This window comes from Phaeobacter sp. CC-HEC084 (assembly GCF_059429255.1).
Genome location: NZ_JCAIJQ010000009.1, coordinates 1,009,309 through 1,022,379, shown reverse-complemented (window position 1 = coordinate 1,022,379; position 13,071 = coordinate 1,009,309). Strand labels below are relative to the sequence as shown.

Sequence of the window (13,071 nt, the reverse complement as noted above, 5' to 3'; positions counted from 1 at the left end):
CCATGGGGCGGCGCGATTGCGCCACCCCGCGGGTCTCTACGTCCCTCTTGCAATTCTCAGGCAAACAGCCCGGCATAGTCTTCGCGCAGGGCCTTTTTCTGCACCTTGCCCATGGTGTTGCGTGGCAGGGCGTCGAGCAGGATCACCTCTTTGGGCTGCTTGAACTTCGCCAATTGCCCCGACAGCGCGGCCTTCACAGCCTCGGCACTGGTGCCTTCGCCCGTGGGCACGACCACGGCCACCACTGCCTCGCCGAAATCAGGATGCGGCACGCCGATCACTGCGCTTTCCAAGACGCCGGGGAGATCGTCGATCAGGCTTTCCACCTCTTTGGGGTAGACGTTGAAGCCGCCGGTGATCACCAGATCCTTTTCCCGGCCGACGATGGTGACATAGCCGTCTTCGTCCATGCGGGCCATGTCGCCGGTGATGAACCAGCCATCAGGCAGCAGCTCCTCGGCGGTCTTTTCCGGCATCTGCCAGTAGCCCTGAAACACATTGGCCCCGCGCACATGAAGGACGCCGGTCTCGCCCGTCGGGACTTCCTTGTCCCCCGCCATGATCCGCGCCTCGACTCCCGGCAGCGGAAAGCCCACGGTGCCTGCGCGGCGTTCGCCGTCATAGGGGTTCGAGGTACTCATATTGGTTTCGGTCATGCCGTAACGTTCCAGAATACGGTGCCCGGTCCGGGCCTCCCATTCCTCATGCGTGTCCACCAACAAAGGCGCCGAGCCGGAGATGAACAGGCGCATGTTCTCGGCGCGTTCGTGCGTCAGGCGCGGATCCGCCAAGAGGCGCGTGTAGAAGGTCGGGACCCCCATCAGCGCCGTGGCGCGTGGCATGGCGTCGAGGATCTCGTCGGCGTTGAAGCCCTTGAGGAACACCAGCCGCGCGCCCGCCAATAGCGCCACATTGGTCGCCACGAACAGCCCGTGGGTGTGAAAGATCGGCAGCGCGTGGATCAAAACGTCCTGATCGGTGAACTGCCAGTAATCGCGCAGCATCAGCGAGTTCGAGGCGAGGTTCTCATGGCTCAGCATCGCCCCCTTTGAGCGCCCGGTGGTGCCCGAGGTATAGAGGATCGCCGCCAGATCATCCGGCCCGCGCGGCACCGGATCAAAGCCGCCACGCCCCACGACGGCATCGGTCAGGCTGCCCAGACCCTTGCCATCCAGCGTCACCACGCGGGCGTCACCTGCGATTTCGGCAATGTCATCTTCGCGGGCGGGATCGCAGACCACCACGCGGGGGCTGGCATCGCCCAGGAAATAAGCCACCTCGGGCGTTGTATAGGCGGTGTTGAGCGGCAGAAAGACGCCCCCGGCCATCACCGTACCAAGGTAAAGCTGGATCGCCTCGATGGTCTTTTCCACCTGCACCGCCACCCGATCACCGGGCTGAACCCCCATCGCCACCAGCGCTGCCGCGTTGCGCTCGGCGCCGGCAAACAATTCGCCGAATGTCATGCTGGCCCGCGCCGGGAAAGTGGCGAAATTGCGCGTCTCGTGGCCAATTGAGGCGGCCCGCAGCCGGGAAATCAGGTGGTTGGCATCATACATCGGCTGGCTCCTTCATCAACGCAGGTATCTGCGCCAGAGCGGGGCGGGAAATCAAGCCATTGAGCGTGGTCGTGTCTGCTAATCGTGTTGGTTCGGTTTGAGGCCCTTAGTGACACACTATTAGAAGAAGGTGCTATTTTCTGGTGATGGTTGTGTTGACATCCAGCGGCTCACCATCAGAAGAAAAAGTGACTCCGACCGACACACTGTGGGCAAGCAATCGGTCCAGAAACCCGACTCGAATTGGCCCGCTTATTGGAGCACCGGCGCTCACCAGAACACCATCATCGTCGCGATTGTAAAACCTCATCGAGCTCGACTTGTTTTCAATCAATGTCGCTTTGAAACCATTCAGGTTGAACCAGTTGGCCATTTGTTCGGGATTGTTCAGTTCTGCGGCCAATAGGAAAACACAGACATTCACTTTCTCCAATGTGTTTAGATGGTTCCAGCGCATCAGAGAAGAACCGTACCGTGGTTCGCCCCCAGTATCCGCAACGCAACCATCGACATGTTGAAATTTGGCCAGAGCCGTCTGGTATCGACGAAACTCAGGGGCGCTCAATCTTTCGACTTGTTGGCTCAGTGGCATCCCAAAGATAAGGAACTCTGGTGCGTCATTGTCTTCTGCAGAGCCAACGGAAGGCAACAGAAAGACACTCATCATAGCCAAAATGATCGTCCGCACTTTTTTCTTCATGGTCTTGAGGTTGGTCCAGAAGGCGCGATTATTCAAGATACCGAACGACAGACATGTCCACACCACCACCCATCACGATTTGCAGACATCTCCTTGATCTTTGCCTCGCACAGGCGCAGGTTTCTGCCCATGACGAAATCCTTAACATCGCATCGACCTCTTCTGGCGATTCTACTCAAAGTGGCAGCCATCGGGCTGTTCACCATGCTGTCGGCACTGATCAAGGCCGTGACCGAGGATGTTCCGACGGGCGAAGCGGTGTTCTTCCGCTCCTTCTTTGCGATTCCCGTCATTGTTGTCTGGCTCGCCCTGCGCGGTGATCTGCGGGACGGACTAAAAACCAAGAACCCGATGGTGCATGTCTGGCGGGGGCTGGTCGGGACCTCGGCCATGGGGATGACGTTTCTGGGACTTGGCCTATTGCCGCTGCCCGAGGTGACGGCCATCGGCTATGCGACACCGATCTTCACGCTGATCCTGGCGGCCGTTTTTCTGGGCGAGACCATTCGCATGGTGCGGATCTCGGCCGTTGCCATCGGCCTTGTCGGGGTGATGATCATGATCTGGCCGCGGCTTGGCTCTGGCGCGGATCTGTCGGACGGGGCGACGCTGGGCGCGCTACTGGTTCTTGGGGCGACCATCGCGCGGGGGTTCGTGCAGATCCACGTGCGCCGCATGGTGATGACCGAGCCGACCGCCGCCATCGTGTTCTATTTCTCGCTGACCGCATCCGCGCTGTCGCTGCTGACGCTGCCCTTTGGCTGGGTCATGCCCAGCGCCGAGGTTCTGGCGATGCTGATCGGGGCGGGGCTTGTGGGCGGCATCGCGCAGATCCTCGTGACCTCTTCTTATCGCTTTGCGCCCGCATCGATGCTGGCGCCCTATGATTATGTCTCGATGATCTTTGCGATCCTGCTGGGGTATTTCTGGTTCGACGAGTTGCCGACCTTTGTCATGCTGGCCGGTGCGACGCTGGTAATCGCGGGCAATGGGCTGGTGATCTGGCGCGAAAGCCGCTTGGGACTGGAACGCGGCAAGGCGCGCGCGGTCACCGATCCCAAGGGCGGATAAGGGCAAGGCAGCCACGGCAATGTGATTGGTCCGGACGCCCTGCATGGCGCCACTATGCGGGGATTGACGATAGCCGCTACGGACCGCCGCCTTGACCGAGACTTCCCCCAGTTTCCTCCCGCCCGCAATCACGCTGGCGCGTCTGACCGACGTACCGCTCGAGCAGATCCTGGCGCATATGTCCGATCCCCGTGTGGCGACGCATCTGCCCTTGATGACCGAAGGCTGGGATGCCGCGATGGTGCGCCAATTCGTTGAGATGAAAGAGGCACGCTGGCAGCAAGACGGGTTGGGCCATTGGGCGTTTCTGGCGGATGGCGCCTATGTCGGATGGGGCGGATTTGAAAAGGAAGGGGAGGAATGGGATCTCGGGCTGGTTCTGCGGCCAGACTGCTTTGGCCTTGGGCCGCGCATCTCACGGCACCTGCTGGAGTTTGCGCGGCATGATGCGCGCATTCCCTATGTCACCTTCCTGTTGCCGCCCTCGCGCAAATCGCTGGGTGCCCTGTCCCGGCTGGGCGCGCGGTTTCTGGAAGAGATCGACTACGATGGCACCCGCTTCCTGAAATTCCGCCTCAATACTGTATGAGGGCTCCGGCAGACGGCGGAGAACGAAGTTGGCCCGGGACAGTGCCCCGGGCCCTTGGTTCGGTAACTGTGTTCAGTCCTGACAGGCAGTCAGATCAGATGCTGGCGCCCTTGGGATCCAGAGTGATCTTCCACAGCTCCTGATCGGCGCGGTCCATCAGGCGCACGGTCATCTGCTGGGTGGCGCCGTCGATGTCCACCAGACCGAAGAACTGCAGACCCATTGAGGGCGGCAGGTTGGCGCCCTGCTCCTCGGTCGGGGCCTTCACGAACTTCACTTCGGGGCCAAAGGTGCCGTCCAGCGCGTTCGGACCAAAGGTACCGGCGTGCAGCGGACCCGAGACGAACTCCCAGAAAGGTTCGAAGTCCTGGAAGGCGGCCTTGTCCGGGTTATAGTAATGCGCCGCAGTGTAGTGCACATCGGCAGTGAACCAGACGGTGTTGTCGATCTTGGCGGTCTTGATGAAGCGCAGCAGGTCGGCGATTTCGAATTCGCGGCCCTTGGCGCTGCCATCGTCACCATTTGAGATCGCCTCGACCCGCTCCCCGTCGCGCACGACCAGACCGATGGGCATGTCGCAGGCGATGACTTTCCAGGTGGCGGTGGATTTCACCAGCTCACGCTTGAGCCATGCGATCTGCTCGGCGCCCAGAAGCGTGGTTGCCTCATCCGCGGGGTTTTCCTGCAGACCCAGGCTGTTGCCCGCGCGATAGCTGCGCAAATCCAGGAAGAAGACGTCCAGCATCGGGCCGTAACCGATCTTGCGGTAGACCCGGCCCGGCTCGGCGGGCGTGTAGCTGATCGGGGTCATCTCGTGGAAGGCCTTGGCCGAGCGGGCCGCCAGCACATGCACGTTCTTCTCGGTGTAGCGGTCGTCGCCGCTCAGATCCTTGGAATCGGACCAGTTGTTGACAACCTCGTGGTCGTCCCACTGGAAGAAGGTCGGGCACAGGGCGTTCATTTCGCGCACATGCTCGTCCATCATGTTGTATTTCCACTGGCCGCGGAATTCGTCCAGGGTCTCGGCGACTTTGCGCTTTTCGTCGATCAGGGTGGCGTTCTTCCAGATCAGCTGACCGTCCTTTTCGACCTCGTCCTGCATCGGGCCATCGGCATAGATGGTATCGCCCGAGTGGATGAAGAAATCGGGGCGGTGCTGGGCCATGGTCGCATAGGTGCGCATTCCTTCGTCATCGATGCCCCAGCCCTGACCGGCGGTGTCGCCCGACCAGGCAAAACGCACATCGCGGCGCGCGGTCGGCGCGGTGCGGAACTGACCGACGATGGGGTCCGATGTCGCCTGCAGATCGTTCAGATCCGCAGCCACAAAACGGTAGAAGATATCCTGATCCGACGGCAGGCCATCAACCATGCGCTTGACGGCGAAATCGTTGCTGGGGCCTGCGGTCAGCGGCGCCAGCTGGCGCGCATTGGCAAAGCTTTCGGTGGTGGAGACTTCCATCATCACCCGCGCGGGGCGGTCGGTGCGGGTCCAGATCATGCCGGACATGGTGTCCACGTCGCCGGACTGAACGCCGTGCGTAAAGACCGGGCGTGCCGAAGCACGCGAAATCGAGGGCGCCGCCAGCGAGGCAGCAAAAGCGGTACCGCCCGCCAGGAAAGCCCGGCGGCTGGGGCGCATAAAGCGATGAGAAGACATGAGATTCCCCTGTCTGTTACATTGGATAGGTGGCGCCAGACAGACCGCGCCAATGTAAAATCTTTCCGTGCTCAAAATGAAACTTTGACGAACGTTTTGTGACCCCCTGCCCGCGCGGTGAAAGGACGGGCTGGCCAGGTCAGGCGGAGTCCAGCCGCGCACGCAGGGCGTTTACCCGGTCGCGCAATTCGATCAGCTCATTCAGATCGCCGCCCATCGCCTCGATGACGCAGGTGGAAATTTCCTGCGCCTCGGCCTGCAGGGCCTGCCCCTTGTCGGTCAGGGACACGATCAGGCTGCGCTCATCCTCGGGATTGCGGCGGCGGGTCAGGTAGCCTGCGCTTTCCATCCGCTTCAGCAGCGGCGTCAGCGTATTGGTTTCCAGATCCAGCCGCTTGCCCAGATCTCTGACCTTCTGTTCGTCCTGCTCCCACAGGGCCACCAGCACCAGATACTGCGGATAGGTCAGGCCCAAGGGCGCCAGCAGGGGACGGTACAGCCGCGTCAGCGCGTGGTTCGCCGAATAGAGCGAGAAGCACAGAAGATCGTCAATTTTCAGGGTCCGGTCCATGTCTTCATGATTTATGTCGCGCACGCTTTAATCGCAAGCGGTTGATTTTCGGCCCGAAGCATCTATTTATATCGCACACGATATAATCGTACACGATTCAAAAAGGAGGCAACATGTCCATCACCCCGATCTACACCGCAGGCGCCACTGCAACGGGCGGCCGCGACGGCAAGGCCAGCATCCACGGCAGCGAGGTTCATTTCGATCTGGATCCGCCCCGCGAAATGGGCGGCGGCGGCAAAGGCAGCAACCCGGAACAGCTTTTCGCCGCCGGATATGCGGCCTGCTATATCGGTGCGATGAAATTCGCCACGACCCAGGACACATCCCTGGCCAAGGTGCCCGACGATGTTTCTGTCGATGCTGCGGTTGGCATCGGCCCGCGCGCCGAAGGCGGCTTTGGCCTCTCGGTCACCCTCAAGGTCTCCATGCCCGGTGTGGACAAGGCCGAAGCCCAGCGCATCGCTGATGCGGGCCACGCCATCTGCCCCTACTCCAACGCCACCCGCGGCAATATTGAAGTCACCACCGAGGTGGTCTGACAGCCCCGCCACCGGGCGCCCACTGCACCGCAGGTGCTGAAACAGAAAAAGCGCGGGCCAATCGGTCCGCGCTTTTGCATCTTGCCAACAGATCTGACGGATCAGCTGCGCACCAGCGCCTCATAGGCCTCGGCGATCTCGCGGGTCAGCGCGCCCACTTCGAACGTGTAGGGGCCGATCTCGCCCACCGGGGTGACTTCGGCAGCGGTGCCGGTTAGCCAGCACTGTTCAAAGCCTTCCATTTCCTCGGGCATGATGTGGCGCTCGTGCACGGTGATGCCACGGTCCTTCAGCATGCCGATCACGGTCTGACGCGTGAGACCGTTGAGGAAGCAATCGGGCAGCGGCGTATGCACTTCGCCATCCTTCACGAAGAAGATATTGGCGCCGGTCGCCTCGGCCACGTAGCCGCGGTAATCCATGAACAGCGCATCCGAGCAGCCCTTGGCCTCGGCCTTGTGCTTGGAGATGGTGCAGATCATGTAAAGGCCAGCCGCCTTGGCGTGCACCGGGATGGTTTCCGGGCTCGGGCGTTTCCACTCTGCGATGTCCAGCTTGGCGCCCTGCATCTTGGCGTCGCCGTAATAGGCGCCCCAGCCCCAGACAGCGACCGCCATCCGCACCGGGTTCTTGGCCGAAGCCACGCCCATGTCTTCGCCCGCGCCGCGCCAGACCAGTGCGCGCACATAGGCGTCGGTCAGACCCGAGGCCTTCAGGGTCTCTTCCTTGGCGGCTTCGATCTGATCCACGGTATAGGGCATCGGCATGTCCAGCGCCTCGGCAGAGGCGATCAGGCGCTCGGAGTGTTCGCGGCTCTTGAAGATCTTGCCGTTATAGGCGCGCTCGCCCTCGAAAACGGAAGACGCATAATGCATCGCATGGGTCAGGATATGCACCTTGGCATCCCGCCATTCGACCATCTCCCCGTCCATCCAGATCAATCCGTCACGGTCATCATATCCGGCCATGCCGCACCTCCACTAAATCCATCGATGTTTTCATAAGTTGCGCTCGAAATGACCGGAGCGGACATATTGTTGCGCCAAAGCTGCGATTCGATACATCTTCACCCTTGGAATGTCAATAACGCTGACTTAAACTGCCTGTGAGAGCAGTGGAGGGGACAGCCATGCCGGAAGGGCGTTCAGGACAGGGTTTTGGCGGCGAAAGCCTGTTGTTTCTGACAGATGAACAGCTGCGTCAGGGGATCGAGGCAGTGTTCTTTGCCTACCGGGGCTTTACCGCAGATCCCGACCGGATCCTCGCCGAAATGGCCTATGGCCGGGCGCATCACCGGGCGATCCACTTTATCAACCGGGCACCGGGCACCACGGTCAACAACCTGCTGACCATTCTGGGCGTCACCAAGCAATCGCTGAACCGGGTACTGCGCACCCTGATCGAAGACGGGCTGGTCGAAAGCAGGGTCGGCACCGCCGACAAGCGGGAACGGCATCTTTACCTCACCGAAAAGGGTGTGGCCCTGGAAACGGCACTGTCCGATGCCCAGCGCGCCCGCATGCGCAGCGCCTATAAAGAAGCCGGCCCCGAGGCGGTACAGGGCTTCAAGAAGGTGCTGGAGGCGATGATGGATGCGGATATGCGCCGGGTCTATGCCAAGCTGCGGGAAACCGGATCATGAGTACCAATGACGCACATCTGATGATCGTGGATGATGATGAGCGCATCCGCAGCCTCTTGAAGAAGTTCCTGATGCGGGCCGGATTCCTTGTGACCGCCGCGCGCGATGGCGCCCATGCCCGGCGTCTGCTGGCCGGGCTCGATTTCGATCTGATCATCATGGATGTGATGATGCCGGGCGAGGATGGCGTCAGCCTGACCCGCGCCTTGCGCGAAACCATGTCCACGCCAATCCTGCTGCTGACCGCCAAGGGCGAGACCGATGACCGTATCGCCGGGCTTGAGGCAGGGGCCGATGATTACCTCTCCAAACCGTTTGAGCCCAAGGAGCTGCTGCTGCGCGTCAACGCCATCCTGCGCCGGATGCCCGATACCGTGGCCGAGGACAGCATTCCCAAGGTTCTGCACCTCGGTGCCATCCGCTATGACATCGAACGGGGCGAGATGTGGCAGGGGGACGATCTGATCCGCCTCACCGGCACCGAAAGCCAGCTGATGAAGATCTTTTCCGCCCAGCCCGGAGAGCCGATCAGCCGAGCAAAACTGGTCGAGGATCTGGGCCGCGACCGGGGCCAGGCGCAAGAACGCGCCGTGGACGTGCAGATCACCCGCCTGCGCCGCAAGATCGAACCCAACCCGAAACAACCGCAATACCTGCAAACAGTGCGCGGTGCGGGCTATATGCTGGCGCCAGACTGAGCCACCTCCGGCCCCGCCCCAGACCGGTAAAGCTGCCGCCTTTCCACGGCGCGTTTATGCCGCTCTCACACCTCGACTTTGACGTGCAGATATGATCTGAACGCCCTGCCCGTCTCCGCCCGGGCGCATGTGGAAGAACTGACAGAGGCAGCCAGATGACCGAGACCCAGACCCCCGTCGAAGAGATGAGCTTTGAACAGGCCATGCACGAGCTGGAACGCGTGGTGGATCAGCTGGAACGCGGCGATGTGGCGCTGGATGCCTCGATCGCGCTGTACGAACGCGGGGCCGCGCTGAAGAGACGCTGCGAGGACGAGCTGAAGCGCGCCGAGGAAAAGGTCGCCGCCATCACCCTGGATGCAAATGGCACCCCGACCGGCACCCAGCCGCTGGATGCGGGCTGAGGGCATGACCACGGAGATGCAGGCGGACACGCGCGCCTTCCGGGCGGCGCTGCTGGATGCCCAGACCCGGATCACCGCCCATATGGACATGCGGCTGAGCGGCACCGACCGGCTGCACGATGCCATGCGCTATGCCATGGTCGGCGGCAAGATGCTGCGCGGATTTCTGGTGCTGGAAAGCGCCCGCTTGCATGGTGTCGATGCAACCGCCGCGCTGGATGCGGCGCTGGCCATCGAATGCGTGCACGCCTATTCGCTCGTGCATGACGATCTGCCCTGCATGGACGATGACGACCTGCGCCGGGGCCAGCCGACCCTGCACCGCAAATGGGACGAGGCCACGGCGACGCTCGCCGGGGATGCCTTGCAGACATTTGCCTTTGAACTGTTAACTGCCGATCACATCGGCCCGCAGGCGCTGGTGCTGATCCGGGCGCTGGCGCAATCGGCAGGCAAGGATGGCATGGTTTCGGGGCAGATGATGGACATCGCCGCGGAAACCGCAGGCACGCCGCTGACACTTGACGAAATCACCCGGCTGCAAGCCCGCAAGACCGGTTGCCTGATCGAATGGTCCGCCACCGCCGGTGCGGTTCTGGTCGGCGCGGATACCGGGCCTTTGCAGGCCTACGCCTCGGCGCTAGGGCTTGCTTTTCAGATCGCTGACGACATCTTGGATGTTGAAGGCGATGCCAGCAAGGTCGGCAAGGCCCTGCGCAAGGACGAAACTGCTGGCAAGGCCACCTTTGTCTCCCTGCTGGGACTGGAACCGGCAAAAGCCCGCGCAGAAGAGCTGTGCGGCACCGCCTGTTCCGCGCTTTCTTCCTATGGGGAAGAGGCTGCAATCTTGAAGGACGCCGCCCGCTTCGTTATTGCGCGCGATAGCTAACCTGCGCACCATTTGCTGCGCCACTCCCGAGGAGGAGCCATGTCTGAGAGGCCCCATACCCCGCTACTGGATCAGATCGCCCGCCCGGCGGATCTGAAAGGCCTCAGCGACCGCCAGCTGACGCAGGTCGCGGACGAGCTGCGCCAGGAGACCGTTTCGGCCGTTTCCGAAACCGGCGGCCACCTGGGCGCAGGCCTTGGCGTAGTGGAGCTGACAGTGGCGCTGCACGCGGTGTTCGACACGCCGCGGGACAAGGTGATCTGGGATGTCTCCCACCAGTGCTATCCGCACAAGATCCTGACCGGGCGCCGCGACCGCATCCGCACCCTGCGCAAGAAAGACGGGCTGTCCGGTTTCACCAAACGCGTCGAATCTCCCTACGACCCCTTTGGTGCCGCCCATAGCTCCACCTCGATCAGCGCGGCGCTGGGGTTCGCCGTCGCCCGCGATCTGGGGGGCAACGTGCCCGAAGGGCTGGGTGATGCCATCGCGGTGATCGGCGATGGCGCCATGTCGGCTGGCATGGCCTTCGAGGCGATGAACAACGCCGGCCACCTGGGCAAACGGCTGATTGTGATCCTCAACGACAATGAAATGTCGATTGCCCCACCGGTGGGCGCGCTGTCGTCCTACCTGTCGCGCCTTTACGCCGAAGAACCCTTTCAGGAGCTGAAGGCCGTGGCCAAGGGCGCTGCCTCCTTGCTGCCGGAACCCTTCCGCGAAGGTGCCAAACGCGCCAAGGACATGCTGAAGGGCATGGCCGTCGGCGGCACCCTCTTTGAATCCTTAGGCTTTTCCTACCTCGGCCCCATCGATGGGCATGACATGGACCAGCTTTTGCCGGTGCTGCGCACGGTAAAGGCGCGCGCCTCGGGGCCGATCCTGATCCATGTGCTGACGAAAAAGGGCAAAGGCTACGCCCCCGCCGAGCGCGCCGATGACAAGGGCCACGCCACCGCGACCTTTGACGTGGTGACCGGCAAGCAGAACAAGCCGCCGTCGAACGCGCCCTCTTACACTTCGGTCTTTGGCAGTGAGCTGGTCAAGCTTGCCGCCACAGACGACAAGATCTGCGCCGTCACAGCTGCCATGCCCGATGGCACTGGTCTGGGGCTGATGGCGGAACGCTACCCCTCGCGCTGTTTCGATGTGGGGATTGCCGAACAGCATGGCGTGACCTTTGCCGCCGCCCTGGCCGCTGGCGGGATGAAACCCTTCTGCGCCATGTATTCGACCTTCCTGCAGCGGGGCTATGACCAGGTGGTGCACGACGTCGCGATCCAGCGCCTGCCGGTGCGTTTCGCCATCGACCGCGCCGGTCTGGTGGGCGCGGACGGGGCCACCCACGCGGGCAGCTACGACATCGCCTATATGGCCAACCTGCCCGGCATGGTGGTGATGGCCGCCGCCGACGAGGCCGAGCTGAAGCACATGGTCGCCACCGCCGCTGCCCATGACGCCGGCCCCATCGCCTTCCGCTATCCCCGTGGTGAGGGCGAAGGCGTCGAGATGCCCGAAGAGGCGCAAGTGCTGGAAATCGGCAAGGGCCGGATGATCCAGAAAGGCGCCCGCGTTGCGATCCTGTCCTTTGGCACCCGTCTGGGCGAGGTGAGAAAAGCCGCCGAGTCCCTGTCTGCCAAGGGGATCACGCCGACGATTGCCGATGCGCGCTTTGCCAAACCCCTGGACCGCGACATGATCCTGCAGCTGGCCGCCAATCACGAGGCGCTGATCACCATTGAGGAAGGCGCAGTGGGCGGTTTCGGCAGCCATGTGGCGCAGCTCCTGGCCGAGGAAGGCGTCTTTGATACCGGCCTGAAATTCCGCTCCATGGTGTTGCCCGATACTTTCATCGATCAGGCCAGCCCTGCAGATATGTACGATACCGCCGCCATGAACGCCCCGCAGATCGAAGCCAAGGTGCTGGAGGTCCTGGGTATCGCGACGATTGGCGAAAAGCGGGCCTAACTACTCGATAAACCCGTCAGTATGAGCTTTCAGTTCCCGCTTCACACCATGTCCCATGTGAGCAAGCAAAACACGTACACCTTCACGACGCGCAAATTTAAATGCAGGAATGAAGTCACTATCCCCCGTGACAACCACAATTGTTCGCACGAGCTGACGCAAGGATAACCTCGCGATGTCGAGGCCAATCCTTAAATCTACGCCCTTCTGCTCGATATCGAAAACGAAGTCATCCTTCGTCAACGGACGCTCGGGCAACGTTTCATCATTGACTACCCAATGACCGAGCTTGAAACCTCTGGGCGACAATTCTCCGGCTCGAAGCGAAATTTCAGGTTGTAGCTCTAAACGTTGAAGGAACGACTTATTTTTGGAGAATACTGGTGTATCGACGAGATTGATCTCTTCTTTCGAAATCGGATTAGTCACTTTCCCGGTCGCCGGGTAAGCGTCATAGTAATAAGTTCTCAGCAACTCGTATTCTTTTAGAAGAGGCGAAGAGCGTATTTTTTCAATTTCTGAAACCACATCCTTCACATCAGGACGTTTGTTACCCAACTTCTTGTAAAGCTTTCGAGTAAAGAACCCGCCATCAACCAAAATTGCATAACGATGATCCATAAGAGAAATCGACTCCGTACATTCGCGGTATAGTTGCCTATACTCTTTGATAAACGGCGAATGATACGGAGTCTATTTTTCTATGCAGCCGCCTACCGGCGCCTGTAATGTGTTTATACACTCTTCCGGTTAAGAAATGGTAGAGTCTTTTTTGCCA

The 13,071-nt window shown here is 61.2% G+C and carries 14 protein-coding genes; 8 read left to right on the top strand and 6 right to left on the bottom strand.

Annotated features, from left to right (window positions below; translation table 11 throughout):
* Positions 1 to 56 precede the first annotated feature (56 nt).
* Together AC5SSZ_RS22040 and AC5SSZ_RS22035 are read right to left on the bottom strand one after the other, a co-directional pair.
* On the bottom strand, positions 57 to 1,559 hold the full coding sequence (locus AC5SSZ_RS22040; protein ID WP_495440089.1) for a malonate--CoA ligase: 1,503 nt from the start codon (positions 1,557 to 1,559) through the stop codon (positions 57 to 59).
* Between the two features lie 133 nt (positions 1,560 to 1,692).
* Positions 1,693 to 2,259, bottom strand: a complete 567-nt coding sequence (locus tag AC5SSZ_RS22035; RefSeq protein WP_274867883.1) for a hypothetical protein — start codon at positions 2,257 to 2,259, stop codon at positions 1,693 to 1,695.
* Between the two features lie 129 nt (positions 2,260 to 2,388).
* Here AC5SSZ_RS22035 and AC5SSZ_RS22030 point away from each other — a divergent pair, with 129 nt between their 5' ends.
* Together AC5SSZ_RS22030 and AC5SSZ_RS22025 are read left to right on the top strand one after the other, a co-directional pair.
* Positions 2,389 to 3,330, top strand: coding sequence for a DMT family transporter (locus AC5SSZ_RS22030; protein WP_495440088.1), 942 nt, complete (start codon positions 2,389 to 2,391; stop codon positions 3,328 to 3,330).
* 91 nt (positions 3,331 to 3,421) lie between these two features.
* The gene (locus AC5SSZ_RS22025; protein ID WP_495440086.1) at positions 3,422 to 3,919 is read left to right on the top strand and encodes a GNAT family N-acetyltransferase; all 498 of its coding nucleotides are present in this window, start codon (positions 3,422 to 3,424) and stop codon (positions 3,917 to 3,919) included.
* Between the two features lie 94 nt (positions 3,920 to 4,013).
* Here AC5SSZ_RS22025 and AC5SSZ_RS22020 read toward each other — a convergent pair whose 3' ends face one another.
* Both AC5SSZ_RS22020 and AC5SSZ_RS22015 read right to left on the bottom strand, forming a co-directional pair.
* The gene (locus AC5SSZ_RS22020; RefSeq protein ID WP_065271961.1) at positions 4,014 to 5,579 is read right to left on the bottom strand and encodes an alkaline phosphatase D family protein; all 1,566 of its coding nucleotides are present in this window, start codon (positions 5,577 to 5,579) and stop codon (positions 4,014 to 4,016) included.
* Positions 5,580 to 5,718: 139 nt separating this feature from the next.
* Positions 5,719 to 6,150, bottom strand: coding sequence for a MarR family winged helix-turn-helix transcriptional regulator (locus tag AC5SSZ_RS22015; protein ID WP_065271962.1), 432 nt, complete (start codon positions 6,148 to 6,150; stop codon positions 5,719 to 5,721).
* 113 nt (positions 6,151 to 6,263) lie between these two features.
* On the opposite strand from AC5SSZ_RS22015, the gene AC5SSZ_RS22010 reads away from it, so the two are divergent.
* Positions 6,264 to 6,692: an organic hydroperoxide resistance protein gene (locus AC5SSZ_RS22010; RefSeq protein ID WP_274833161.1), complete on the top strand. Its 429-nt coding sequence runs from the start codon at positions 6,264 to 6,266 to the stop codon at positions 6,690 to 6,692.
* A gap of 101 nt (positions 6,693 to 6,793) precedes the next feature.
* Here AC5SSZ_RS22010 and AC5SSZ_RS22005 read toward each other — a convergent pair whose 3' ends face one another.
* The gene (locus AC5SSZ_RS22005) at positions 6,794 to 7,660 is read right to left on the bottom strand and encodes a branched-chain amino acid aminotransferase (protein ID WP_274829965.1); all 867 of its coding nucleotides are present in this window, start codon (positions 7,658 to 7,660) and stop codon (positions 6,794 to 6,796) included.
* A 161-nt stretch (positions 7,661 to 7,821) separates the two neighbouring features.
* Here AC5SSZ_RS22005 and AC5SSZ_RS22000 point away from each other — a divergent pair, with 161 nt between their 5' ends.
* The 5 genes from AC5SSZ_RS22000 to dxs all read left to right on the top strand — a co-directional run bounded on the left by AC5SSZ_RS22000 (position 7,822) and on the right by dxs (position 12,293).
* Positions 7,822 to 8,334 carry a MarR family winged helix-turn-helix transcriptional regulator gene (locus AC5SSZ_RS22000; RefSeq protein WP_065271965.1) on the top strand — a complete coding sequence of 171 codons (513 nt, stop codon included), beginning with the start codon at positions 7,822 to 7,824 and terminating at the stop codon, positions 8,332 to 8,334.
* Positions 8,331 to 9,032 carry a response regulator gene (locus AC5SSZ_RS21995; RefSeq protein WP_274833162.1) on the top strand — a complete coding sequence of 234 codons (702 nt, stop codon included), beginning with the start codon at positions 8,331 to 8,333 and terminating at the stop codon, positions 9,030 to 9,032. The genes AC5SSZ_RS22000 and AC5SSZ_RS21995 overlap by 4 nt, the downstream gene beginning before the upstream one ends.
* A 155-nt stretch (positions 9,033 to 9,187) precedes the next feature.
* A complete protein-coding gene (locus AC5SSZ_RS21990; protein WP_495440081.1) occupies positions 9,188 to 9,436 on the top strand; it encodes an exodeoxyribonuclease VII small subunit in 249 nt (82 codons plus the stop codon).
* A gap of 4 nt (positions 9,437 to 9,440) precedes the next feature.
* Positions 9,441 to 10,325, top strand: coding sequence for a polyprenyl synthetase family protein (locus AC5SSZ_RS21985; RefSeq protein WP_495440079.1), 885 nt, complete (start codon positions 9,441 to 9,443; stop codon positions 10,323 to 10,325).
* Positions 10,326 to 10,364: 39 nt separating this feature from the next.
* The gene (gene dxs, locus AC5SSZ_RS21980) at positions 10,365 to 12,293 is read left to right on the top strand and encodes a 1-deoxy-D-xylulose-5-phosphate synthase (RefSeq protein WP_495440077.1); all 1,929 of its coding nucleotides are present in this window, start codon (positions 10,365 to 10,367) and stop codon (positions 12,291 to 12,293) included.
* On the opposite strand, the gene AC5SSZ_RS21975 is transcribed toward dxs, so the two are convergent.
* The gene (locus AC5SSZ_RS21975) at positions 12,294 to 12,914 is read right to left on the bottom strand and encodes an NYN domain-containing protein (RefSeq protein WP_495440075.1); all 621 of its coding nucleotides are present in this window, start codon (positions 12,912 to 12,914) and stop codon (positions 12,294 to 12,296) included.
* Between the last annotated feature and the right edge of the window lie 157 nt (positions 12,915 to 13,071).

What these genes read in the sequence shown, in the direction of transcription:
- AC5SSZ_RS22040 (WP_495440089.1), bottom strand. Translation starts at nt 1,559, where the DNA reads ATGTATGATGCCAACCACCTGATTTCCCGGCTGCGGGCCGCCTCAATT.
- AC5SSZ_RS22035 (WP_274867883.1), bottom strand. Translation starts at nt 2,259, where the DNA reads ATGAAGAAAAAAGTGCGGACGATCATTTTGGCTATGATGAGTGTCTTT.
- AC5SSZ_RS22030 (WP_495440088.1), top strand. Translation starts at nt 2,389, where the DNA reads ATGACGAAATCCTTAACATCGCATCGACCTCTTCTGGCGATTCTACTC.
- AC5SSZ_RS22020 (WP_065271961.1), bottom strand. Translation starts at nt 5,579, where the DNA reads ATGTCTTCTCATCGCTTTATGCGCCCCAGCCGCCGGGCTTTCCTGGCG.
- AC5SSZ_RS22015 (WP_065271962.1), bottom strand. Translation starts at nt 6,150, where the DNA reads ATGGACCGGACCCTGAAAATTGACGATCTTCTGTGCTTCTCGCTCTAT.
- AC5SSZ_RS22010 (WP_274833161.1), top strand. Translation starts at nt 6,264, where the DNA reads ATGTCCATCACCCCGATCTACACCGCAGGCGCCACTGCAACGGGCGGC.
- AC5SSZ_RS22005 (WP_274829965.1), bottom strand. Translation starts at nt 7,660, where the DNA reads ATGGCCGGATATGATGACCGTGACGGATTGATCTGGATGGACGGGGAG.
- AC5SSZ_RS22000 (WP_065271965.1), top strand. Translation starts at nt 7,822, where the DNA reads ATGCCGGAAGGGCGTTCAGGACAGGGTTTTGGCGGCGAAAGCCTGTTG.
- AC5SSZ_RS21995 (WP_274833162.1), top strand. Translation starts at nt 8,331, where the DNA reads ATGAGTACCAATGACGCACATCTGATGATCGTGGATGATGATGAGCGC.
- AC5SSZ_RS21990 (WP_495440081.1), top strand. Translation starts at nt 9,188, where the DNA reads ATGACCGAGACCCAGACCCCCGTCGAAGAGATGAGCTTTGAACAGGCC.
- AC5SSZ_RS21985 (WP_495440079.1), top strand. Translation starts at nt 9,441, where the DNA reads ATGACCACGGAGATGCAGGCGGACACGCGCGCCTTCCGGGCGGCGCTG.
- dxs (WP_495440077.1), top strand. Translation starts at nt 10,365, where the DNA reads ATGTCTGAGAGGCCCCATACCCCGCTACTGGATCAGATCGCCCGCCCG.
- AC5SSZ_RS21975 (WP_495440075.1), bottom strand. Translation starts at nt 12,914, where the DNA reads ATGGATCATCGTTATGCAATTTTGGTTGATGGCGGGTTCTTTACTCGA.